20 protein-coding genes and 1 riboswitch are annotated in these 22,602 nt (G+C 73.6%); of the genes, 14 read left to right on the top strand and 6 right to left on the bottom strand.

The features are described 5' to 3' along the window. The first annotated feature begins 291 nt into the window (after positions 1-291). The 3 genes from ABD644_RS10315 to ABD644_RS10305 all read left to right on the top strand — a co-directional run bounded on the left by ABD644_RS10315 (position 292) and on the right by ABD644_RS10305 (position 3,563). Complete coding sequence (locus ABD644_RS10315; RefSeq protein WP_344688760.1) at positions 292-1,590, top strand: quaternary amine ABC transporter ATP-binding protein; 1,299 nt, start codon at positions 292-294, stop codon at positions 1,588-1,590. Continuing rightward, a complete protein-coding gene (locus tag ABD644_RS10310; protein WP_344688759.1) occupies positions 1,583-2,518 on the top strand; it encodes an ABC transporter permease in 936 nt (311 codons plus the stop codon). The genes ABD644_RS10315 and ABD644_RS10310 overlap by 8 nt, the downstream gene beginning before the upstream one ends. Before the next feature lie 121 nt (positions 2,519-2,639). Beyond that, positions 2,640-3,563, top strand: coding sequence for a glycine betaine ABC transporter substrate-binding protein (locus ABD644_RS10305; RefSeq protein WP_344688758.1), 924 nt, complete (start codon positions 2,640-2,642; stop codon positions 3,561-3,563). Positions 3,564-3,657: 94 nt separating this feature from the next. On the opposite strand, the gene ABD644_RS10300 is transcribed toward ABD644_RS10305, so the two are convergent. Together ABD644_RS10300 and ABD644_RS10295 are read right to left on the bottom strand one after the other, a co-directional pair. Continuing rightward, positions 3,658-5,595 carry an AAA family ATPase gene (locus ABD644_RS10300; RefSeq protein ID WP_344688757.1) on the bottom strand — a complete coding sequence of 646 codons (1,938 nt, stop codon included), beginning with the start codon at positions 5,593-5,595 and terminating at the stop codon, positions 3,658-3,660. Continuing rightward, complete coding sequence (locus ABD644_RS10295; RefSeq protein ID WP_344688756.1) at positions 5,592-6,572, bottom strand: aldo/keto reductase; 981 nt, start codon at positions 6,570-6,572, stop codon at positions 5,592-5,594. Before ABD644_RS10295 ends, ABD644_RS10300 begins: the two co-directional genes overlap by 4 nt. A 156-nt stretch (positions 6,573-6,728) precedes the next feature. On the opposite strand from ABD644_RS10295, the gene ABD644_RS10290 reads away from it, so the two are divergent. The 6 genes from ABD644_RS10290 (at position 6,729) to ABD644_RS10265 (ending at position 10,539) form a co-directional block, all read left to right on the top strand. Next, positions 6,729-7,559, top strand: a complete 831-nt coding sequence (locus tag ABD644_RS10290; RefSeq protein ID WP_344688755.1) for an undecaprenyl-diphosphate phosphatase — start codon at positions 6,729-6,731, stop codon at positions 7,557-7,559. 37 nt (positions 7,560-7,596) lie between these two features. Beyond that, positions 7,597-8,295, top strand: a complete 699-nt coding sequence (locus ABD644_RS10285; RefSeq protein WP_344688754.1) for a histidine phosphatase family protein — start codon at positions 7,597-7,599, stop codon at positions 8,293-8,295. Positions 8,296-8,357: 62 nt separating this feature from the next. Continuing rightward, positions 8,358-8,909, top strand: a complete 552-nt coding sequence (locus tag ABD644_RS10280; protein WP_344688753.1) for a DUF3090 family protein — start codon at positions 8,358-8,360, stop codon at positions 8,907-8,909. A 10-nt stretch (positions 8,910-8,919) separates the two neighbouring features. Continuing rightward, positions 8,920-9,681 carry an SCO1664 family protein gene (locus ABD644_RS10275; RefSeq protein WP_344688752.1) on the top strand — a complete coding sequence of 254 codons (762 nt, stop codon included), beginning with the start codon at positions 8,920-8,922 and terminating at the stop codon, positions 9,679-9,681. A gap of 154 nt (positions 9,682-9,835) precedes the next feature. After that, the gene (locus ABD644_RS10270) at positions 9,836-10,222 is read left to right on the top strand and encodes a VOC family protein (protein ID WP_344688751.1); all 387 of its coding nucleotides are present in this window, start codon (positions 9,836-9,838) and stop codon (positions 10,220-10,222) included. 83 nt (positions 10,223-10,305) lie between these two features. Then, on the top strand, positions 10,306-10,539 hold the full coding sequence (locus tag ABD644_RS10265; RefSeq protein WP_344688750.1) for a hypothetical protein: 234 nt from the start codon (positions 10,306-10,308) through the stop codon (positions 10,537-10,539). Positions 10,540-10,554: 15 nt separating this feature from the next. Here ABD644_RS10265 and ABD644_RS10260 read toward each other — a convergent pair whose 3' ends face one another. Together ABD644_RS10260 and ABD644_RS10255 are read right to left on the bottom strand one after the other, a co-directional pair. After that, positions 10,555-11,187, bottom strand: coding sequence for an FMN-binding negative transcriptional regulator (locus ABD644_RS10260; protein ID WP_344688749.1), 633 nt, complete (start codon positions 11,185-11,187; stop codon positions 10,555-10,557). A gap of 27 nt (positions 11,188-11,214) precedes the next feature. Further along, the gene (locus tag ABD644_RS10255) at positions 11,215-11,931 is read right to left on the bottom strand and encodes a maleylpyruvate isomerase N-terminal domain-containing protein (RefSeq protein WP_344688748.1); all 717 of its coding nucleotides are present in this window, start codon (positions 11,929-11,931) and stop codon (positions 11,215-11,217) included. Between the two features lie 58 nt (positions 11,932-11,989). Here ABD644_RS10255 and mshC point away from each other — a divergent pair, with 58 nt between their 5' ends. Together mshC and ABD644_RS10245 are read left to right on the top strand one after the other, a co-directional pair. Then, positions 11,990-13,300, top strand: a complete 1,311-nt coding sequence (mshC, locus tag ABD644_RS10250) for a cysteine--1-D-myo-inosityl 2-amino-2-deoxy-alpha-D-glucopyranoside ligase (protein WP_344688747.1) — start codon at positions 11,990-11,992, stop codon at positions 13,298-13,300. Continuing rightward, a complete protein-coding gene (locus tag ABD644_RS10245; protein WP_344688746.1) occupies positions 13,279-14,331 on the top strand; it encodes an HD domain-containing protein in 1,053 nt (350 codons plus the stop codon). Before mshC ends, ABD644_RS10245 begins: the two co-directional genes overlap by 22 nt. A gap of 247 nt (positions 14,332-14,578) precedes the next feature. On the opposite strand, the gene ABD644_RS10240 is transcribed toward ABD644_RS10245, so the two are convergent. Next, complete coding sequence (locus tag ABD644_RS10240; protein ID WP_344688745.1) at positions 14,579-15,442, bottom strand: PAC2 family protein; 864 nt, start codon at positions 15,440-15,442, stop codon at positions 14,579-14,581. Positions 15,443-15,558: 116 nt separating this feature from the next. Here ABD644_RS10240 and metH point away from each other — a divergent pair, with 116 nt between their 5' ends. The 3 genes from metH to ABD644_RS10225 all read left to right on the top strand — a co-directional run bounded on the left by metH (position 15,559) and on the right by ABD644_RS10225 (position 21,336). After that, positions 15,559-19,347, top strand: coding sequence for a methionine synthase (gene metH / locus ABD644_RS10235; RefSeq protein ID WP_344688744.1), 3,789 nt, complete (start codon positions 15,559-15,561; stop codon positions 19,345-19,347). A 112-nt stretch (positions 19,348-19,459) separates the two neighbouring features. Continuing rightward, positions 19,460-19,603, top strand: a riboswitch (cyclic di-AMP (ydaO/yuaA leader). Between the two features lie 42 nt (positions 19,604-19,645). After that, positions 19,646-20,536, top strand: coding sequence for a VldE C-terminal domain-containing protein (locus tag ABD644_RS10230; RefSeq protein WP_344688743.1), 891 nt, complete (start codon positions 19,646-19,648; stop codon positions 20,534-20,536). Between the two features lie 107 nt (positions 20,537-20,643). Beyond that, positions 20,644-21,336 (top strand): HAD family hydrolase, encoded by a 693-nt coding sequence (locus tag ABD644_RS10225; RefSeq protein WP_344688742.1) that lies wholly within the window; start codon positions 20,644-20,646, stop codon positions 21,334-21,336. On the opposite strand, the gene ABD644_RS10220 is transcribed toward ABD644_RS10225, so the two are convergent. Next, positions 21,322-22,509: an amidohydrolase family protein gene (locus tag ABD644_RS10220; protein WP_344688741.1), complete on the bottom strand. Its 1,188-nt coding sequence runs from the start codon at positions 22,507-22,509 to the stop codon at positions 21,322-21,324. The two genes, ABD644_RS10225 and ABD644_RS10220, sit on opposite strands and share 15 nt — an antisense overlap. Positions 22,510-22,602: the final 93 nt, after the last annotated feature.

The raw sequence follows: 22,602 nt of genomic DNA, 5'->3' as shown, positions 1-22,602 counted from the left end.
GCGGAGGAAGCAGCTGAGGAGGGGCTCCGGCAGACCGCCGCCACATGACGATCTCGTTGCCGTTCCTTTGCCTCGGTAACTTTCGGGCGTCCCGTCCGGTACCCGGCGGTAGCTTCGTCTGCCGTACCCCACGGGGAGTGCGGCGCCCTGCAGGAGCACGAGGCGCCGCCTTCGGAGATCGGAACCTCCCCGTGCAGCAGGCGGAGCCGAGGCACCAGTCGCCCGGCCGACCCGACGCGTCCCGACCCGAGGGATCGCCGTGGCCGCCTGCCCCGACGGCGAGAGGACGACGTGACCGCACTGCGCGTGGAGGGCCTGTACAAGGTCTTCGGCCGGCGACCCGAGGAAGCGGTGGCCCGGCTCCGGGCCGGCGCGACCGCCGACGAGGTACGGGCGACCGGGGCGACGCCGGCGGTGATCGACGCCTCCTTCGCCGTGCAGCCCGGCGAGATCTTCGTCGTGATGGGCCTGTCGGGGTCGGGCAAGTCGACCCTGCTGCGCATGCTCAACGGCCTGCTGGAGCCGACGGCCGGGTCGGTCTTCGCCGGTGAGGAGCAGATCACCGGCCTCGACGACAAGCGCCTGCGCGAGGTGCGGCAGCGGCGGATGAGCATGGTCTTCCAGCACTTCGCCCTGCTGCCGCACCGGAGCGTGGCCGAGAACGCCGGCTACGCCCTCGAGGTGCGCGGGGTCGACCGCCGGACGCGGCTGGCCGCTGCCCGGGAGGCGCTGGCGATGGTGGGCCTCGAAGGCGAGGCCGACCGGCGCCCGGACGAGCTCTCCGGCGGGATGCAGCAGCGGGTCGGCCTGGCCCGGGCGCTGGCTTCGGAGGCGGAGATCCTGCTCATGGACGAGGCGTTCAGCGCCCTCGACCCGCTCATCCGCCGCGAGATGCAGGACCAGCTGCTCGACCTGCAGCGGCGCCTGGGCCGGACCATCGTCTTCATCACCCACGACCTCAACGAGGCGATGCGCCTGGGCGACCGCGTGGCGATCATGCGCAGCGGGCGGATCGTGCGCACCGGCACGCCGGAGGACATCCTCGCCGACCCGGGCGATGACTACGTGGCCCGCTTCCTCGCCGACGTCGACCGGTCGCGGGTGTACACCGCGGCCGACGTGATGACCGACGCGGACACCGTGGTCCACGCCGACGACTCGCCCAGCGCGGTGCTGGCTGCCCTCGGCGTGCACGGCGACACCTCGGCGCTCGTGGTCGACGACCGCGGGGGCCTGACCGGGGTCGTCACCGAGGGCGACCTGCGCGACGCGGGCCGTCCCGGCGGCGCCGGCACCATCGCCGCGCACGTACGCCCACCCGCCGCCCGCGTCGCGGCGACCGACCCGCTGGCCGACCTGCTCGGCCCGGTCGGCACCAGCGACCTGCCGGTGGTCGTCGTCGACGACGAGGGCCACCCCAGCGGGGTGGTGCACCCGGGCGCGGTGCTCGCCGCGCTGGCGGGAGCGCCCGCCGAGGAGGCCGACGGCCGTCCGGCCGGCGTCCCGGTGGACGCCGTCCCGGTGGACGCCGTCCCCGCGCCCGAGCGGATCGACGAACGCCCGGAGCTCGCCGGAGGTCCCCGTGGCTGACGGCTTCCTCCCGCGCATCCCGGTCGGCGACGGCATCGACGTCGCCTTCGACTGGCTCAAGGAGCACCTCGACCCGGTCTTCGACGCCGTCAGCACCGTCACCGAGGGGGCCGTGGAGACCCTCACCGACGGCCTGCTCGTGCTCCCGCCGATCCTCTTCGCCGTCCTGCTCGCCCTGCTGGGCGTCGTTGCCCGCTCGCTGGTGTTCGGCATCGGCTCGCTGCTCGGTCTGCTGCTGGTGCAGAGCATGGAGCTGTGGCCGCAGGCCATGCAGACCCTGGCCCTGCTGCTGGTCGCCACGCTGGTGTCGGTGGTGATCGCCGTCCCGGTGGGCATCGCGGCGGCCAAGAACGACCGGGTCAGCTCCTTCGTCCGCCCCGTCCTGGACTTCATGCAGACGATGCCGGCCTTCGTCTACCTGGTGCCGGCCGTCGTCCTCTTCGGCCTCGGCGTCGTCCCCGGCGTCGTCACCACGATCATCTTCGCGCTGCCGCCGGGCGTGCGGCTGACCGAGCTCGGCATCCGGCAGGTCGACCGGGAGACCGTGGAGGCCGGGCACGCCTTCGGCACCCCGCCCGGGCAGATCCTGCGGGGCATCGAGCTGCCACTGGCCCGGCCGACGATCATGGCCGGCATCAACCAGGTGATCATGCTGGGGCTGTCGATGGCCGTGATCGCCGGGCTCATCGGGGCCGACGGCCTCGGCAAGGTGGTCGTCACCGGCATCTCCCGGCTCGACGTCGGCCTCGGCTTCGAGGGTGGCCTCGCCGTCGTCATCCTCGCCATCTACCTCGACCGCCTGACCGCCGCCTTCGGCGAGCGCGGGACCCGCCGGCGCGGCTTGCGCGTCCCTTTCGCCGGACGTCGCCGCCGTCCGCCCACCCCGGCCGCCGGCGTCCCCGCGGACGAGGCGGTCCCGCAGCACTAGCGCTGCCCCCTGAACTGCGCGGACCCGGCGGCCACCTCTCCGGGTGTCCGCCGGTTCCTCCGCGTGCACCACGCCGGCCGGCGACACCGCGGGCCGGCACGCGATCCGAGAGGAGCACCACGTGAGCGCGCACCGTCTGCGCACGAGCACCCGACTGGCGGCCGGCCTGGCCGCCGTCGCCCTGACCACCACCGCCTGCGGTGGGGACGACACCGACGACACGACCGCCGCCGCCGGCGGGAACGGCGAGAACTGCAACTCGGTCACCCTCGGGTTCATCCCGTCCTGGACCGACGGGCTGAGCATGGCCTACCTCTGGCAGGACGTGCTCGAGGACCGCGGCTACGAGGTCGAGTTCGAGGAGATCAACGACGCCGCCCCGCTGTACGCGGGCCTCGCCGGTGGGGACGTCGACGTCTACCCGTCGGCCTGGTCGGAGGTCACCCACGCCGACTACATGGCCGAGTACGGCGACGACATCGAGGATCTCGGCGCCTGGTACGAGGGCGCGAAGCTGACCTTCGCCGTCCCCGAGTACACCGACATCGACTCGATCGCCGACCTGGCCGGCAACGCCGACATGTTCGACGGCCGGATCGTGGGCATCGAGCCGGGTGCGGGCCTCACCCGCACGACCAAGGAATCGGTGATGCCGACCTACGGGCTCACCGACGACTACACGCTCGTGGAGTCCTCGACCACGGCCATGCTCGCCGAGCTGCAGGCCGCCGTGGACGCGCAGGAGGACATCGTCGTCACCCTGTGGCGGCCGTTCTGGGCCAACAGCGAGTTCCCGGTCAAGGACCTCGAGGACCCGGAGGGCGCGCTCGGCGACAGCGAGGGCCTGCACAACCTGGCCCGCACCGGCTTCTCGGACGAGTGCGCCGAGGTGGCCGACCTGATGTCGAGCTTCGAGCTCACCGACGAGCAGTACGGCTCGCTGGAGAACCTGGTCGTCAACGAGTACGGCGAGGGCCAGTACCCCGACGCCGTCGACGCGTGGTTCGAGGAGAACCCCGAGGTCGCCGCCGCGCTGAAGGGCTGACCTTCCGGGCTCACCTGACGGGGTCCTGGCTCACGATCGACCGTGAGCCAGGACCCCTGATGACCAGGTGACCTGATCATCAGGGGAGGGGCGGTCAGTCCAGCGTCTCGGCCAGCAGCCGGGCCAGCCGGGTGCGCCGCGGGCGGACGTCGACCTCCCGCACGGCCCGGGCCAGCGCCGCGCCGGACGCGTGCACGATCGACAGGTGCCGCTGGGCGCGGGTCAGCGCCGTGTAGACCAGCGGCCGCGACAGCATCCCCCCGGCCTCCGGCGGCAGGACGACGACGACGCCCGGCCACTCCGAGCCCTGCGCGCGGTGCACGGTGATCGCCCAGCCGTGCCGCAGATCGCCCAGCGCCTGCCCGGTCACGGTGACCGGCCCCGAGCTGAAGTCGACGTTCAGCGAGCCCTCGCCGGTGCCGGTGACGACGCCGACCTCGCCGTTGGCGAACCCGGTGGGCTCCAGGTCGAGGTGGTTGGCGGTGGCGACGACGCGGTCGCCCGGGTCGAAGCCCCACACGGTGCCCTGACCCGGGTTGAGCTTCTCCTTCAGCGCCTTGTTCAGCTCGATCGTGCCGGCCGGCCCGCGGTGCACCGGGGTCACGACCTGCACGGCGCCCGGCTCGATGCCCAGCGCCCGCGGGATCGAGTCGGTGACCAGTTGGACCACCCGCCGCGCGGCCTCGGCCGACCCGGTGGCCGGTACGACGACGACCTCCCGGTCGGGGGAGTCGACCGGGGGCAGCTCCCCGCCGCGGACCGCCGTCGCCAGGCGGGCGATCGCGCCACCCTCGGCCTGGCGGTACAGCGTCGTGAGCTCGGTGACCGGGACCGCACCGGAGTCGATGAGGTCGCCGAGCACGTGCCCCGGACCGATCGAGGGCAGCTGGGCCGGGTCGCCGACCAGCAGCAGGTGCGTGCCGTCGGGGCAGGCCTCCAGCAGCGCCGCGGTCAGCTCCACGTCGAGCATCGAGGCCTCGTCCACCACGACGACGTCGGCGTCGAGCGGCCACTCCTCGTTGCGGGCGAACCCACCGGTCATGCCCTGCGCGCCGAGCAGGCGGTGCACCGTGACCGCGGGGCGGTCGGTGAGCTCCTCCAGCCGCTTGGCGGCCCGGCCGGTCGGGGCGGCCAGCGCGACGTCGGTGCCCTTGGCCCGCAGCAGCTTCACGATCGCCGCGACCGTGCGGCTCTTGCCGGTGCCGGGCCCGCCGGTCAGCAGGCTCACCCCGGCGCCGAGCACCTGGGCGACGGCCTGCTTCTGCGCGTCGTCGAGCCCCTTCGCCACCGAGCGCACCGACGCCGGGTCGGCGATGCGCTCCGCCGTGGCGGCCAGCCGGACGACGGCCTCGGCGACCAGCTCCTCGGCCATGCCGTAGCGCGCCAGCGAGAGGGTCCGCAGCGCGGGGTCGGGGTCGGTGTCGGGATCCTCCGGCTCCGGCGGTTCGTGCTCGAGCACCTCGCCGGAGTCGACGGCGGCCACGATCGCGGCCACCGGGTCGGCGATGCCCTCGGCCTGCAGCGCCGCGACGACCAGGTCGGCGGGCAGCACGGTGTGCCCGTCGCGGGTCGCCGTCCGCAGGGTCTGCGCGACGATCGCCCGGCCGCGGCGGGTGTCCTGCCGGTCGGCGCCGGGGAGGACGGCGATGGCGAGCCGGTCGGCGTCGGTGAGGGTGACGCCGGTCAGTCCGAGCAGCGCCCACGGGTCGTCGCGCAGCCGCCGCGGGGCGTCCGGGCCCAGCGCGTCGGTGACGCCGGCCGCCAGCTTCGCGGCCAGCCCGGCGCCGACGAGCAGTTCGACGACCTCGTAGGTGGGCGCGGCGGCCAGGAAGCTGGAGAAGAGCCGCTCGGCGCGCTGCCGGCCCACCCGCGGCAGCTTCATCAGCCGGTCGGCCGTCACGTCGTCGGGCGCGGTGATGCCGGCGGAGGGCAGGTCGGCCGCCGTCCGCTTGCCCAGGCCGGGCCACAGGCCTGCGGCGCAGAAGGCGGCGAACACCGGGTCGCCGCCCAGGGCCGGGGCGGCAGAACTCATCGCTCCGACCGGCGTTCCGGGTAGCTGAACGGCGGGGCCGACACGTCCTCCAGGGCGGTGCGGATCGCGGCCGGCAGCCGCACCCCGTCGGCGTCGAGGGAGGCCTGCAGCTGCTGCGCGGTGCGGGCGCCGACGATCGGGGCGACCACCCCGGGACGGTCGCGCACCCAGGCCAGCGCCACGGCCAGCGGACTGGTGCCCAGCCCCTCGGCCGCGGTGATCACGGCCTCGACGATGCGGTCGGACTTCGAGGAGCGCAGCCCGTCGATGAAGCCCTGCCACTGCTGTGACGCGCCCCGCGACTCGGACGGGGTCGAGTGCCGGTACTTGCCGGTGAGGATGCCGCGCCCCAGCGGCGACCAGGCCAGCACGCCCAGCCCCAGGGCCTCGGCCGCGGGGACGACCTCGCGCTCCACGCCGCGCTGCAGCAGCGAGTACTCGACCTGCGTGCTCACCAGCGGCGTCCGGCCGGGCCAGGCGCGCTGCCAGGTGGCGGCCTGGGCGGTCTGCCAGCCGGCGAAGTTGCTGATGCCGACGTACCGGGCGCGACCGGAGGAGACGGCGAGGTCGCAGGCGGCGAGGGTCTCCTCGAGGGGCGTGGCGTCGTCCCACGCGTGCAGCTGCCACAGGTCGACGTAGTCCAGGCCCAGCCGCTCCAGGGAGGCGTCGAGGGCGGCCATCAGGTGGCCGCGGGACGCGCCGCGGCCCATGGGGCCGGGCCCGGTCCGGCCGACGGCCTTGGTGGCGACGAGCACGTCGGCGCGGGGGACGACGTCGGTGAGCAGGTGCCCGAGGGTGCGCTCGCTCTCACCGTCGCAGTAGACGTCGGCGGTGTCGACCAGGGTGCCGCCCGCGTCGACGAAGGCCGTGAGCTGCATCGCGGCCTCGTCCTCGTCGGTGTCCCGGCCCCAGGTCATCGTGCCCAGCGCCAGCCGGCTGACGACCAGACCGCTGCGCCCCAGCGCCCGTTGTTCCACGACCGGCCAACCTACCGGCGCGAGCTGGCCCGCACCGGGCAGCACCCGAACCTCCGGGGCGGCGCGGCGGGTCGCGGTCGCCCGACGCCTAAGGTGACCCTCCGTGCCTCGCCGACCCACCCCGCATCCCGTCCGGCCCGCGACGGGGGGCCGGTGATGGGCTGGTTCGAGGCCGTCGTCCTCGGCGTGGTGCAGGGCCTGACCGAGTTCCTGCCGATCTCCTCCAGCGCGCACCTGCGGGTGGTCGGCAGCGTCTTCGGCTGGGAGGACCCCGGCGCGGCGTTCACCGCGATCACCCAGATCGGCACCGAGGCCGCCGTCCTGCTCTACTTCCGCCGCGAGATCGGCCGGATCATCGTCGCCTGGCTGGGGTCGCTGGCCGGCCGACGCAAAGGCGACCCCGACGCCCGCATGGGCTGGCTGATCATCGTGGGCAGCATCCCGATCGTCGCCCTCGGCCTGCTGTTCCAGGACGACATCGAGACGACGCTGCGCGACCTGCGGATCGTCGCCGCGGCGCTGGTCCTCTTCTCGCTGATCCTGTTCTGGGCCGACCGCGTGGGCGCCAAGAAGCGCGAACTGCACCAGCTGACCGTCGGGCACGGCATTGCCTTCGGCTTCGCCCAGGCGATGGCGCTGATCCCCGGCGTGTCCCGGTCCGGCGGCACGATCACGATGGGGTTGTTCCTCGGCTACTCACGGGCGGCCGCGGCCCGCTACTCGTTCCTGCTCGCCGTCCCCGCCGTCCTGGGGTCCGGGTTCTTCCAGGCCTACGAGGCGCTGACCGGCGACGTCGAGGGCCGGGGGGTGTCCTGGGGCCCGACGATCCTCGCCACGGTCATCGCCTTCGGCGTGGGGCTGACGGTCATCGCCTGGCTGCTGCGCTACCTCGACCGGGGCAGCTTCACGCCGTTCGTCGTCTACCGCGTCGTCGTCGGGTCGTTGATCATCGCCCTGGTGACGGCGGGGGTCCTCGCACCCACCTGAGCCGGTCCTTCCAGCTCGGACGCTTAGGCTCGCGGTCGTGCCCACCGTCATCCTGCTGCGCCACGGCCGCACGACGGCGAACGCCGGCGGGATCCTCGCCGGCTGGACGCCGGGCGTGCAGCTCGACGAGGCCGGCACGGCCCAGGTGAGCGCCGTCGGCGAGCGGCTGGCGAAGATCCCGCTGGCCGCCATCGTGAGCAGCCCGCTCGAGCGGTGCCGGCAGACCGCCGAGGCGGTGGCCGCCGGCCGGGGGCTCGAGGTCCGCGACGACGACCGGCTCGGCGAGGCCCGCTACGGCGACTGGACCGGCCGGGCGATCAAGGAGCTGGTCAAGGAGCCCCTCTGGAAGGTCGTCCAGCAGCACCCGTCGGCGGCGGTCTTCCCCGGCCCGGAGGGGGAGGGGCTGGCCGACACCCAGGCCCGCGCGGTCGCCGCCGTCCGTTCCTGGAACGCCTCCCTGGCCCCGGACGCCGTTTGGCTGGCCTGCAGCCACGGCGACGTCATCAAGGCGATCCTGGCCGACGCGCTGGGCCTGCACCTCGACCAGTTCCAGCGGATCGTCGTCGACCCCGCGTCGATCTCGGTCGTCACGTACACCGAGACCCGGCCGTTCGTGCTCCGGGTGAACGACACCGGCGGCGACGTCTCGGCCCTGGTCCCGCCGCCGCGCAAGCGCCGCCGCCGCACGGCGTCCTCCGACGCCGTGGTGGGCGGCGGAGCGGGCGCCACGGTCTGACCTGCGCGCTGACCTCGGTGTCGTCGCGGCACGGTGTCGGCGCGCCCGCGTAACCTGACCTCGTGCCCCGTCAGGTCCATCTCTTCGACCGCCCGACCCGGTTCGTCGCCGGCACCGTGGGTCAGCCCGGGGACCGCACGTTCTACCTGCAGGCGTCGGACGACACCGGCCGCACGGTGAGCGTCGCCCTCGAGAAGACCCAGGTGCAGATCCTGGCCGACCGCATGAACGAGCTCCTCGACGAGGTGGCCGGTCGTGCGAACACCGTGATCCCACCCGATGCCGACGTCGACGACCTCGAGCCGCTCACCGCCCCCGTCGACGAGGAGTTCCGCGTCGCCGCCATGGGGTTGGCCTGGGACGGCACCGCCGAGGCGGTCGTCGTCGAGGCCGTGGCCGCCTCCGACGAGCCGATCGAGGAGGAGGTCATCCTCTCCGACAGCGACGAGGGCCCCGACGCGCTGCGGGTGACCATCACGCCGATGGCCGCCCGCGCCTTCGTCGCCCGCGCCCGGCGCGTGGTCGCCGCCGGCCGGCCCTCGTGCCCGCTCTGCTCGCTGCCGCTGGACCCCACGGGGCACGTCTGCCCACGGCAGAACGGCTACCGCCGCTGAGCGGCCGGCCATGAGCGAGCACCCCGCGGAGCCGGTCGCCGGTCCGGAGCTGCGCCCGCCGCTGGACGACGCCGAGGCCGCGCTGCTGCTGAGCGAGGGCGAGATCGACCTCGAGGGCCGGCTGCTCGACGCGTCGAACGTGACGCTGGTCGGCGCCATCCGCACCGACACGCTGGCCGCCGAGTGCGTCTACAAGCCGGTCGCGGGGGAGCGGCCGCTGTGGGACTTCCCCGACGGCACCCTGGCCGGCCGCGAGATCTCGGCCTACCTCGTCTCCGAGACGACCGGCTGGGGCGTCGTGCCGCCCACCGTGCTGCGTGACGGCCCGTTCGGGCCGGGCATGGTCCAGCTGTGGGTCGACGGCGACGAGCACGTCGACCTCGCCGCGTTCGTGCGCCGCGACCACGCCGGGCTGCGCCGCATGGCGATCTTCGACGCGGTCGTGAACAACGCCGACCGGAAGGGCGGCCACATCATCCCGACCTCCGACGGGCACGTGTACGGCGTCGACCACGGCATCTGCTTCTCCGTCGACCCGAAGCTGCGCACCCTGCTGTGGCGCTGGGCCGGCACGCCGCTGCCCGACGAGGCGGTCGCGGTGCTCGAGCGGCTCGCCGACGAGCTGCGGGGCGACCTCGGCGAGCAGCTGCACGAGCACCTGACCCGCACCGAGGTGCGCTGCACGCAGCGCCGGGTGGCCGAGCTGCTGCGCACCGGCCGGCACCCCGAACCCAGCGGGGAGTGGCCGGCCCTGCCCTGGCCGCCGTTCTGAGTGCGGCCCCCGCACGGCGAGATCGGCGATCTCGCACGCTTTCGGGGTCCAAGGCGCGCGAGATCGCCGATCTCGCGCGTCGTCCGGCGGGGCGGCATCCGAACAACCAGCTCAGGACGCCGGAAGTGTCGGTGGCGCCCGCCAGGATGCTGGCATGCCGCATCGAAGCCGTCTGTCGATCCTCCTCCTGGACCTGCCGCCCGAGCACCACTCCACGGGTGCAGCCTTCTGGGCCGGTGCCACCGGGCGCTCGGTCGATCCTGATCCCACCGACGCCGACTGGGCCTCGCTGGGCTCGTTCGCCGACGGATGGCACGTCGAGATCCAGCGGACGGGGGAGGGGACGCCGCCGCGCTGGCACGTCGACATCGAGACCGACGACATTCCGGCCGAGGTGGCGCGGCTGGAGGCGCTCGGCGCGACCCGCCACCGCGACATGGGCAGGTTCTGGCAGATGCTCGACCCGACGGGGCTGGTCTTCTGCGTTGTCGGCATCCAGACCGGCGAGGAGTTCGAGCGCCACTCCGTGAGCTGGCCGTGAGCCCGAAGGGGCGCCGCCCTCGCCGGCCGGGCCGGTCGCGTGGCCACCGGTGCGAGGGGCGCCTGGCCATAGCATCCGTGCGCGTGCTCGACGGTTCGCAGCCGCTCCGCCTCGTCATGCGCTACGCCGACGGTGGGTGGGCCTTCCTGTGCAACACGACCGCGCACATCGACGACCTGGTGAGCGTGCACGCGCACCACCTGTTCGACGAGTTCCCCCGCGATCTCGCCGCGCTCGGTCCGCTCCCGCCGGGCCACCTCGCGGTGCGTGATCAGCCCGGAAGCCCGTGGCGTATCGAGCCGTACGTCGAGGAGTGAGGGCCTCGCCGCCCCTCACCTCGCCCGGATCGGGCGCGCTTCCTCAACGGCGTGGCTCATGCCCGGGTTGCCGGCACGGCGTGCTCCCTCGACCACGCCGTCGATGTCGGCAGCGGGCCGGTTCTGGCTCAGCTTGGCCTTCGCCTCGATCCGGGTGATCAGCAGCTCCACCCCGACGATGGCGCGCAGCTGTCCCGCGACGAACGCCGGCGGTGCGTCGTCGACCGCCCACGGCTGCGGCCGGCGGGCCTCGTGCTTCGCGGTCAGCCGGCGGACCAGGTCCTCCAGCCAGACGACGTCGTCGTGCACGACCAGGTCGCCGTAGACGTGGGCCGTCACGTAGTTCCAGGTCGGGACGACGCGGCCGTGCTCGCGCTTCGAGGCGTACCACTGGGGCGTGATGTAGGCGTCGGGCCCGCGCAGGATGACCAGCGCCTCGCCGATCGGCGCGTGCCGCCAGTGCTGGTTGGTGCGCGCGACGTGGCCGAGCAGGGCCCCGTGCGGCCCGCGGTCCGGGTCGTGCACGAACGGCAGCATCGTGGCGAGCAGACCCTGCGCCGTGGCCGTGACGAGATCCCCGGCGCCGTGCTCGCGCAGCAGGTCCAGGACCGCGGCGTCGGACATCGCGAAGTGCTCCGGCACGTACACGCCCCCGAGGCTAGTGGCGCTGAACCTTTACTCGATCCGCACGCGGTCGATCATCGCCGCGGCCTGCAGCGGGTCGCCGTCGACGGTGAGCACCTCGACCGGGAGGCGCCGCCAGGCGGCCAGCAGCAGGTCACCGGCGTTCCCGGTCAGCACGGCGATCGGGAAGGGCCGCGTGCCGGGGAAGAGCGTCCGCTCGGCATCGGCGTCGAGGGCGTGGAAGACGACAGGGTGCGCGTCGGCGGGCGGCCCGTCGGGGAACGCGCCCGGCACCATCACCTCCAGCCACTCGTCCAGCCCGTCCAGACCGACGTCGGGCGGGATCGGACGGAGCTCCCCGAGCACCTCCTCGACGTCGGCGGTGTGCACGGTCGCCTCCTGGGCCTGGCGGCGCAGCACGAACCCGACGTCCTTCCGTGGCGCCCAGGTCCACACCGGCTCGTCCGCACCGGCCCCGGCGAGCGCCGCCTCGAGTTCGGCGCTCTGTGCCAGCCCGTAGGCCAGCAGCTCGTCGTCGGCGGGCCGGCCGGGCTCGGGGTAGGCCGAGGGGTCCTGCGCCCGCGTGCGCACGACCCACGCCCAGAAGTGCTGCACCTCGGCCAGGTGCCACACCAGGTCGGCGAGCCTCCAGGCGGGGCAGCCGGGGACCCGCGCCGTCCAGCCGTGCGCCAGCACGGCCTGCGCCGCGGCGTCGGCGAACCGTGCGTCGGCCCGCCGTAGCGCGTCCAGGTAGTCGGCCTGCTCCATCGCTCCTCCTTGGCCCGGTCGCCCGATGGCCGTCGGTGCTCCGCTCTAGGCTCGTGGCGTGCTCGCCTGGCCTGCCCCGCTGCTGCCGACCCTGCCCGGGACCGGCCCCGTGCTCAAGCTCCACGACACCGCGCGCGGTGAGGTGGTGCCCACGAGCCCCGACCGGACGGCCCGGATGTACGTCTGCGGCATCACCCCGTACGACGCCACCCATCTCGGCCACGCCGCCACCTACCTGGCCTTCGACCTGATCAACCGCATGTGGCGCGACGCCGGCCACGCCGTCCACTACGTCCAGAACGTCACCGACATCGACGACCCGCTGCTCGAGCGAGCCGAGCGCGACCACGAGGACTGGATCGTCCTGGGCATGCGCGAGACCGCGCTGTTCCGCGAGGACATGACGGCGCTGCGCGTGCTCCCGCCCGAGGACTACATCGGTGCGGTCGAGTCGATCCCGGCGATCGTGGCGCGGATCGAGACCCTGCTCGACGAGGGGCTGGCCTACGTCCTCGACGACGGCACCGGCGACGTCTACCACGACGTGTCGCAGGCGCCGGGCTTCGGCAGCGAGTCCCGCTACGACGAGACGACGATGCTGCGCTTCTTCGCCGAGCGCGGGGGAGACCCCGACCGGGCGGGCAAGCGCCAGCCCCTCGACCCGCTGCTCTGGCGCGGGGAGCGGCCCGGCGAGCCGTCGTGGCCGGGGCCCCGGGGCACCGCCGGCCGCCCCGGCTGGCACATCGAGTGCGCCACGATCGCCCTGGACACCATCGGGATGGGCTTCGACGTCCAGGGCGGGGGCAGCGACCTGGTCTTCCCGCACCACGAGTACTCCGCCGTCCACGCCGAGGCGCTCACCGCCGCGGCGACGGGGGAGAAGGGGCCCTTCGCCCGGGCCTACGTGCACGCGGCGATGATCGGGCTCGACGGCGAGAAGATGAGCAAGAGCAAGGGCAACCTGGTCTTCGTCTCCCGGCTGCGCGGCGACCGCGTCGACCCGATGGCCATCCGCCTGGCGCTGCTCTCCGGGCACTACCGCACCGACCGCTTCTGGACCAGCGACCTGCTGACCACCGCGCAGGAGCGCCTGGCCACCTGGCGCGAGGCGGTCTCGCGCGACGCCGGCGCGCCCGCCGCCCCGCTGCTGCGGGGCCTGCGCGAGCGGTTGGCCGACGACCTCGACACTCCCGGCGCGATCGCCCTCGTCGACGCCTGGGCCCACGCCACCCTGCACGGTGCCGGCGACCTCGGTGCCGACGACCTCGGTGCCGACGAGCTCGAGGACGAGGCGCCACGGATCGTGCAGGACGCCGTCGACGCCCTGCTCGGCGTGGCGCTGGACCCGTGCGCCCTGAAGGGCAGCTGATGGGCGGGTTCCGGCTGACCGACCGGGCGGCGCGCGAGCGCGAGGAGGACCAGCTCGCTCCGGCGGCCACGCGCTCGGCCGCGACGCGCGGCCGCGCCCACCCGGAGCCGGAGGACGCGCTGCGCACCGCGTTCGAGCGGGACCGCGACCGCATCCTGCACGCCAAGGCGTTCCGCCGGCTCAAGCACAAGACGCAGGTCTTCCTCAACCCCGACGGCGACCACTTCGTCACACGCCTGACCCACACGCTGCAGGTGACGCAGGTGGCGCGGTCCCTCGCCCGTGCGCTCGGGCTCAACGAGACCCTCGCCGAGGCTATCGCCCTGGCCCACGACGTCGGCCACTCGCCGTTCGGCCACCTCGGCGAGGACGCGCTGGAGCCCTACGTCGCCGGCGGCTGGCACCACGCCGCCCAGGGCGTGCGCATCGTCGAGGTGCTCGAGCAGCTCAACCTCACCTGGGAGGTGCGCGACGGCGTCCGCGCCCACAGCTGGAAGATCGACCCGCCGCCGGCGACGCGCGAGGCCGAGTGCGTGCGCTACGCCGACCGCATCGGGTACCTCTCGCACGACGCGCTGGACGCCATCCGGGCCGGCGTGCTGCGCCCGGAGGAGCTGCCGGCCCGCGCCCGGGCCGTGTTCGGCGAGCCCGGGTCGGAGATGGTCGGGGCGATGATCGAGGCCGTCGTCCGCGGGTCGCTCTCGGAGGAGAACACCGCCGGTTCCGTCGTCATGGCACCCGAGCCCCTCGCGGCGATGCACGAGCTCCGGACCTTCATGTTCGACCGCGTCTACATGTCCGACACGGCCGCCGGGCAGAAGCACGTGGCGATCGACGTCATCCGCCGGCTGGTCGACCACCACCTGGCCCACCCCGAGCTGATCCCGGCGTCCTACCGCGACACGGAGGCCGACCGCGTCACCCAGGTGGTCGACTACGTGTCGGGGATGACCGACCGCTTCGCGCTGAACATGCACGACCGGCTCTTCGACGCCGACGCGAGCGCGCAGATGACGCCGTTGTTGCGCTGAGCTGTTTCCGTCGCCGACCGTCGACCTGCTGTCGTCTCACCGACCGCGACGCGACAACAGCCCGACACTCGCCGCCTCATCGCCCCTGAGAGCGCGCCCTCCCGGGCACTCCATTGCCCCAGCATCGCCGAGTGCGGAGTTGGTGCCGCCGACACGCACCGACACGCCGGAGTGGTCGACCACAACTCGACACTCGCCCCGTGGCCCCCTCCCGGGCACCGCGCCCAGCCTGCGAGCGGGTCCCTCCTCAGCCGCCGGTCGAGCCCCGGCGGCGGAGGTAGCGCTCGAACTCGCGGGCGATCTGGTCGCCGTTGGCCTGCGACAGGTCGACCTCGGTGGCCCGCTCCTCCAGGGAGCGCACGTACTCGACGACCTCGGCGTCCTCGTTGGCCATCTCGTCGACGGTCTTCACCCAGTCCTCGGCCTGCTGCGGGAGGGCCCCCAGCGGCACGGTCAGCTCCAGCACCTCCTCGACCCGCTGCAGCAGCGCGACCGTGGCGCGCGGCGAGGGCGGCTGCGACACGTAGTGCGGGACGGCGGCCCAGAAGCTGATCGCCGGCAGGCCGGCCTGGACGCAGGCGTCCTGGAAGACGCCGAGGATGCCGGTCGGCCCCTCGTAGCGCGAGGTCTCCAGCCCGTAGGTGCGCGCGGACTCCGCGTCGTAGGCCGAACCGGTGACGGGCGTGGGGCGGGTGTGCGGCGTGTCGGCCAGCAGGGCGCCGAGGGCGACGACGATCTGGACGTCGAGCTCCTGCAGGATCTCGATGAGCTCGGCGCAGAACCCGCGCCACCGCATGTTGGGCTCGATGCCCCGGATGATGACGACGTCGCGGTCGCTGCCCGGTGGCCGGGCGACCGAGATGCGGGTCGTCGGCCACTCGACACGCCGGCTCACGCCCCCGATCAGCGACACGGTCGGCCGGTTGACCTGGAAGTCGTAGTAGTCCTCGGGGTCCAGCGCGGCCAGCGGCTCGGCGTCCCAGATCAGCTCCAGGTGCTCGACGGCCCCGGTCGCGGCGTCCCCGGCGTCGTTCCAGCCCTCGAACGCGACCACCACCATCGGGTCGGTCAGCTCGGGCAGGTCCGCGGAGGTGGACTTGGGGTCGATCACCTTTGCGAGCCTACGTCGATCCGGGCCCCGTGCCGCGCCGTGCTGACCCTTCCGTGTGGGCCGTCGTCCCCCGTGGCGCGAACCGGACGGCGGGAACGCGCGTCTACTCTTGTCCGGTGTCTGCCACCCCGCGTCCGGACGCCACGGCAGAGCTGACCGCACTGCTGAGCGAGCGCATCCTCGTCCTCGACGGCGCGATGGGGACCGCCATCCAGCGGGACCGTCCCGACGAGGCGGGCTACCGCGGGGAGCGGTTCGCCGACTGGCCCACCGACGTGCAGGGCAACAACGACCTGCTCAGCATCACCGCACCCGAGATCATCGCCGGCATCCACCGCGAGTACCTCGACGCCGGCGCGGACCTCATCTCGACGAACACCTTCAACGCCAATGCCATCTCGCTCAGCGACTACGGCATGCAGGAGCTGGCCTACGAGCTCAACGTGGCCTCGGCGCGGCTGGCCCGCGAGGCCTGCGACGCCCGGGCGACCCCCGACCGGCCGCGGTACGTCGTCGGCGCGCTCGGCCCGACCAGCCGCACGGCCTCGATCTCGCCCGACGTGAACGACCCGGGCGCCCGCAACGTCACCTTCGACGAGCTCGTCACGGCCTACCTGGAGCAGGCCCACGGACTGGTCGACGGCGGTGCCGACGTCCTGCTGATCGAGACCGTCTTCGACACGCTCAACGCCAAGGCGGCGATCTTCGCGCTGGAGACGCTGTTCGAGGAGCGCGGGCGCCGCTGGCCGGTGATGATCTCCGGCACCATCACCGACGCCTCCGGGCGCACCCTCTCCGGCCAGGTCACCGAGGCCTTCTGGCACTCCGTCCGGCATGCCCGGCCGTTGCTCGTCGGGCTCAACTGCGCGCTGGGCGCCGCGGAGATGCGCCCCTACATCGCCGAGATCTCCCGGATCGCCGACACGTTCGTCTCCTGCTACCCGAACGCCGGGCTGCCCAACGCGTTCGGCGAGTACGACGAGACGCCGGCCGAGACCGCGGCGGTCCTCGAGGAGTTCGCCGGCGCCGGCTTCGTCAACCTGGTCGGCGGCTGCTGCGGCACCACGCCCGCGCACATCGCAGCGATCGCCGCGGCCGTCGAGGGCCGGGCGCCGCGGAGGCCGTCGGTCCTCGCCCCCGCACTGCGGCTGTCGGGCCTCGAGCCGCTGACGGTCACCGACGACAGCCTGTTCGTCAACGTCGGCGAGCGCACGAACATCACCGGGTCGGCCCGCTTCCGCAACCTGATCAAGGCCGGCGACTACCCGGCCGCCCTCACCGTCGCCCGGCAGCAGGTCGAGGCCGGCGCTCAGGTCATCGACATCAACATGGACGAGGGGATGATCGACGGCGTCGAGGCGATGGACCGCTTCACGAAGCTCGTCGCCGCCGAGCCCGACATCTGCCGCGTCCCCACGATGATCGACTCCTCCAAGTGGGAGGTCATCGAGGCCGGCCTCAAGTGCGTCCAGGGCAAGGCGATCGTCAACTCGATCTCCCTCAAGGAGGGCGAGGAGAAGTTCGTCCGCGAGGCGCGGCTGTGCCGCAAGTACGGCGCCGCGGTCGTCGTCATGGCCTTCGACGAGGACGGCCAGGCCGACAACCTGGAACGCCGCACCCAGATCTGCCGGCGGGCCTACGACATCCTCACCACCGACGTCGGGTTCCCGGCCGAGGACATCATCTTCGACCCGAACGTCTTCGCCGTCGCCACGGGCATCGAGGAGCACGCCAACTACGGGCTGGACTTCATCGAGGCCACCCGCTGGATCAAGCAGAACCTGCCGGGCGCGCTCGTCTCGGGCGGTGTCTCGAACGTCTCCTTCTCGTTCCGCGGCAACAACCCGGTGCGCGAGGCCATCCACGCGGTGTTCCTCTTCCACGCCATCGCGGCCGGCATGGACATGGGCATCGTCAACGCGGGGGCGCTCGAGGTCTACGACGAGGTCCCGGACCTGCTGCGCGACCGCATCGAGGACGTGATCCTCAACCGCCGTCCCGACAGCACCGAGCGGCTCCTCGAGATCGCCGCTGACTTCGCCGGCGACGGCTCGGTGAAGGAGATCGCCTCCGAGGAGTGGCGGTCGCTGCCGGTGGGGGAGCGGATCACCCACGCGCTGGTGAAGGGCATCGACGAGTTCGCCGAGAGCGACACCGAGGAGTTGCGCGCCGAGATCAGCGCCCGCGGCGGCCGGCCCATCGAGGTCATCGAGGGCCCGCTGATGGCCGGCATGAACGTCGTCGGCGACCTGTTCGGCGCCGGGAAGATGTTCCTGCCGCAGGTGGTGAAGTCCGCCCGCGTCATGAAGAAGGCCGTCGCCTACCTGATCCCGTTCATCGAGGCGGAGAAGCGCCCCGGCGACGCCGAGCGCGCCATCGGCAAGGTCGTCATGGCCACCGTCAAGGGCGACGTCCACGACATCGGGAAGAACATCGTCGGCGTCGTCCTGCAGTGCAACAACTACGAGGTCGTCGACCTCGGCGTGATGGTGCCCGCCCAGCGCATCCTGGACGCCGCCAAGGAGGAGGGCGCCGACATCATCGGGCTCTCCGGCCTCATCACGCCGTCCCTGGACGAGATGGTGAACCTCGCGTCGGAGATGGAACGCCAGGGCTTCGACATCCCGCTGCTCATCGGCGGGGCCACCACCTCGCGGGCGCACACCGCGGTGAAGGTCGCGCAGAAGTACCACGGCCCGGTGATCTGGGTGAAGGACGCCTCCCGGTCGGTGCCGGTGGTCGCGGCCCTGCTGTCCGACGAGCAACGCCCGAAGCTGCTGGCCGAGACCGACGCCGAGTACGAGACGCTGCGGGAGCGGCACGCCGCCCGCCAGGACACGCGCACGATGCTCCCGCTCGCCGCCGCGCGCGCCGCCGCACCGGAGATCGAGTGGAGCAGCTACCACCCGCCCCGGCCGAGGATGCTGCTGCAGCAGGCGATGGACGTGTGCGCGGGGCCCTCGTGCGACCACCTGCACCACGTGGCGACGCAGTTCGTCCGCAGCTTCCCCGACTACCCGCTGGAGGAGCTGCGGCACTACATCGACTGGCAGCCGTTCTTCACCACCTGGGAGATGCGCGGCCGGTTCCCCGACATCCTGCACAACCCGGCGTCCGGTGAGGCCGCCCGCCGGCTGTACGAGGACGCGCAGCAGATGCTCGACCAGATCATCGCGGGCCGGTGGCTGCGGGCCAGCGGTGTGTTCGGCCTGTTCCCGGCCAACCAGGTGCCCGGCGACGACATCGAGGTCTACACCGACGAGTCCCGCCGCACCGTGCTCACGACCCTGCACCAGCTGCGGCAGCAGACCGAGGGCCGCGACGGCTCGGCCCGCAAGTCCCTCGCCGACTTCGTCGCGCCCAAGGAGACCGGCCTCCGCGACTACGTGGGCGCCTTCGCCGTCACGGCGGGCCTGGGTGCGGGGGAGCGGGTCGCCGCGTTCAGGAAGGCCAACGACGACTACAGCGCGATCCTGCTCGAGTCGCTGGCCGACCGGCTGGCCGAGGCGTTCGCCGAACGCCTGCACGAGCGCGTGCGCAAGGAGTTCTGGGCCTACGCGCCCGACGAGCACCTCGACAACGACGCGCTGATCGCCGAGAAGTACCACGGCATCCGGCCCGCACCGGGCTACCCCGCCTGCCCCGAGCACACCGAGAAGCGGACCATCTGGGAGCTGCTCGACGTCGAGGCCCGCACCGGGATCGAGCTCACCGAGAGCATGGCCATGTGGCCGGGCGCGGCGGTCAGCGGGTTGTACTTCTCGCACCCCCAGGCGCGCTACTTCGTGCTGGGGCGGCTCGGGCGCGACCAGGTCGAGGACTACGCCCGCCGCAAGGGCTGGACGGTCGACGAGGCCGAGAGGTGGCTCTCGCCCAACCTCGGCTACCGCACCGAGGACGAGTGACCTCGTCCACATCTGGCAGAGGATCACAGTTCGGTAACGCGGATTCGTAGTACGTTGGCCTGCGTCCGCCGGGCCCCGCTCCTCGATCGAGGACCTCGGCCGGACACCGCCGAACTGCGCGCGGCCGAGCGTCGCGAGCAGACCGGGGACCCATGGTTCCTCTGGGGTGAATCCTGCGCGCGCGTGCGCGTGCCAGGTAGGGCAACTTCCGGCCCGAACCCGTCAGCTAACTCGGTAGGCGGCTAGGGAAGAACGGAGAGCCGCCCCTGTGGCGTCCCTGAACCTGCGCTTGCGCTCCATGACCACCCGCTCCATCTCCACCCGATCCACGGCCACCGAGGGCCGGCCCGCCGACGAGCATTCCGACGGCGCACCGCTCGACCTCATCGCCCGACCCGACGGTCGCCGGCACGGCGCCCCGCACTCCCGGGTGGCCTACGCCCTGGGGATCTCGGCTGTGTGCACGCTGGCCTTCGTCGACCTGGTGGCGGCGGGCCCGGCGGCGACCGCCACGGCCAGCTCCCAGTCGCCGTCCGTCGCCGTCGCCGACGCGCTGGGCATCGACGGCACCGGCGTCGACCAGCCGTCGACGGCGGACTCCGAGTTCCTCGGACAGCTCGCCGCGAGCCGGGCCGAGCGCGACGCGGACCAGGCGGCGGCGGCCGCGTCCCAGGCCCAGGCCGAGCAGGCAGCGGCGGAGGCGCAGGCCGCGGCGGAGGCCCAGGCGGCAGCCGAAGCCGCCGCGGCCGAGGCAGCAGCGGCCGAGGCAGCCGCGGCCGAGTCCGAGGCAGCGGCAGCGCCCGCGGCCAGTTCCAGCGGGACGGCGGCCACCGCCGTCGCGCGGATCTCCAACAGTGCCGGGCCGGTGCGACCGCAGGCGCAGGCCGCCGCGGACGCGGTGGTCTCGAACGTGCCCGGTGCCGCCGGCATCACCATCGGCGGCACCCGCGCCAGCGCCGCCGACCCCGGCGGTCACCCCTCCGGGCTGGCCCTGGACTACATGTGCAGCCCGTCCCTGGGCGACGCGATCGCCCAGTACCACATCGACCACTGGGACGAGCTGGGCGTGGAGTACATCATCTGGCAGCAGCGGATGCTGAGCTCGCCCGGCGGCTCCTGGCAGCCGATGGAGAACCGCGGCAGCGCGACGGCCAACCACATGGACCACGTGCACGTGAACTACCGCTGACCACCCGTCGTGACCTTGGCCACGCGCCAAGGCCCTGACCAGCGGTTCTCCGGGCCGTGGCCGCGTCGGCCACGGCCCGGGCCATCCTGCGGTGGGACGATGGCCGGGTGGAGGCAGTGCTGTTCGACATGGACGGAACCCTGGTCGAGACCGAGCAGCACTGGGGGACGGCGCTGCACGAGTTCGCCCGGCGCCTCGGCGGCCGGCTCTCCGACGAGGCTCGCGCAGCCACCGTCGGCACGAGCATGCGGACGTCGATGACCCTGCTCCACGACGACCTCGGCCTCGAGGTCACGGACGACCAGTTGCTCGTCGCCGCCCGCTGGGTCGAGGGCCGGGCCGCGGAGCTGCTGGCGGGGGAGATCATCTGGCGCCCGGGGGCGCGGGAGCTGCTCGAGGACGTCCGGTCCGCAGCGCTGCCGACCGCCCTGGTGACGACGACGCCCCGCCCGGTCGCCGAGCTCGTGCTGCGGCGCATCGACGAGGCGTTCCCCGACCTGCCGCCCTTCGACGTGACCGTCTGCGGCGACGAGGTGCCGGCCCGCAAGCCGGATCCGGCGCCGTACCGGCAGGCGATGGGGGAGCTGGGCGTCGATCCGGCTCGCTGTGTGGTCGTCGAGGACTCGCTGGTGGGCGTCACGGCGGGGCTGGCCGCAGGGGCCGCCGTCCTCGGGGTGCCGTCGCTGCAGGCGCTGGAGCCGGCGCCGGGCCTGGTGCTGCGCGACACGCTGGCCGGTGTGGGCGTGGCCGAGCTCGCCGACGTCCTCGCCGCGCGCGACGGCGCGTCACTGCCCGCCTGAGACGACCTCGCGCCCGCGGGAGACCACGAGGCGCACGTCACGCAGCGCCGGGACGTCGGTGACCGCGTCCCCGCCGACCGCCAGCAGGTCGGCGTCCAGGCCCGCGGCCAGGCGGCCCGTGCGGTCCCGCAGCCCGCAGACGACGGCCGCCACGCTGGTGGCGGCGGCGAGCGCGGCCGTCACCGGCAGACCCGCCGTCACCAGCTCGATGACGTGCTCGCACATGATCCCGTGCGGCTTCGCCGGATTGATGCCGGCGTCCGTGCCGCCGACCAGGGTGACGCCGGCCCCGTGCAGGGCCACGAACTGCGGATACCGGTCCTCCCACGCCATGTGGGTGCGCTCGAGCAGCGCCTGGATGTGCGGCGGGGGGACGGCGCCGGGCGCGCGGGCGTTCGTGGGACACACCGCGATGCCGGCGGCGGCGATGCCCTGCGCCATCCCGGCAGGCATGCGGATCCCGTCAGGGGTCATGCAGGTGCAGTGCTCGATGCCGTCGACCCCGGCGGCGAGGCACAGGTCGACCGCGGGCACTCCGTGGGCGTGGCCGGTGACCGGAAGGCCCCCGTGGTGCGCCTCGTCGACGACCAGCCGCAACTCCTCCAGGGTGAACTGGCACGCCATGACGTCGGTGCCCAGCGTCATCATGCCGCCGCTGGTCATGACCTTGACGACGTCGACGCCGTGCTCCACCCGCTCCCGGACGGCCCGGCGGAGGCCATCGGCACCCGACGCCTCCCCACCCATCCCGGCGCAGTGGCCACCCGGTGAGGTGATCGGCGGGCCGGCCGCGACGACGGTCGGGCCGTCTGCTCGGCCGCGGTGGCGGTCCGCGACCGCCCACCGGGCGTCGCCGAGGTCGCGGACCGCGGTGACCCCACCGGCGAGCTGGGCGTCCAGCGACGCCGCGATCACCGAGTCGAGCTCGGCGTCGGTCAGGTCGGGCAGCTGGTCGAGGGCCCGGGGGCCGCTGTCGCCGCACAGGTGCACGTGTGCGTCGATCAGGCCCGGGAGCAGCGTGGCGCCCGGGAGGTCGGTGACGGCGCAGCCCGCCGGAACGGGGAACCGCGCCGACTCCACCCCGGCGATGCGGTCGCCGTCGACGAGCACGAGCGCACCGCCGGGCAACAGCCGTTCGCCGTCGAACGCCCTCGACGCCCGGTACGCGTGCACATCGGCCCCCTGGCGCCGGGTGACGGCCGGCGCCGGCGCCGGCGACGCTAGTGACGACGGACGGCTGCCGACAGCGGGTTCGCCACGCCGTCG

The sequence above is a fragment of the Blastococcus jejuensis genome, from assembly GCF_039534705.1.
Classification (GTDB): domain Bacteria; phylum Actinomycetota; class Actinomycetes; order Mycobacteriales; family Geodermatophilaceae; genus Blastococcus_B; species Blastococcus_B jejuensis.
This window is presented reverse-complemented; position numbering and strand designations above follow the sequence as displayed.

Excerpts from the sequence above, each read along its gene's own strand:
- ABD644_RS10300 (WP_344688757.1), bottom strand. The coding sequence starts at position 5,595 with ATGAGTTCTGCCGCCCCGGCCCTGGGCGGCGACCCGGTGTTCGCCGCC.
- ABD644_RS10230 (WP_344688743.1), top strand. The coding sequence starts at position 19,646 with ATGACCACCCGCTCCATCTCCACCCGATCCACGGCCACCGAGGGCCGG.
- ABD644_RS10255 (WP_344688748.1), bottom strand. The coding sequence starts at position 11,931 with ATGGAGCAGGCCGACTACCTGGACGCGCTACGGCGGGCCGACGCACGG.
- ABD644_RS10290 (WP_344688755.1), top strand. The coding sequence starts at position 6,729 with ATGGGCTGGTTCGAGGCCGTCGTCCTCGGCGTGGTGCAGGGCCTGACC.
- ABD644_RS10275 (WP_344688752.1), top strand. The coding sequence starts at position 8,920 with ATGAGCGAGCACCCCGCGGAGCCGGTCGCCGGTCCGGAGCTGCGCCCG.
- ABD644_RS10270 (WP_344688751.1), top strand. The coding sequence starts at position 9,836 with ATGCCGCATCGAAGCCGTCTGTCGATCCTCCTCCTGGACCTGCCGCCC.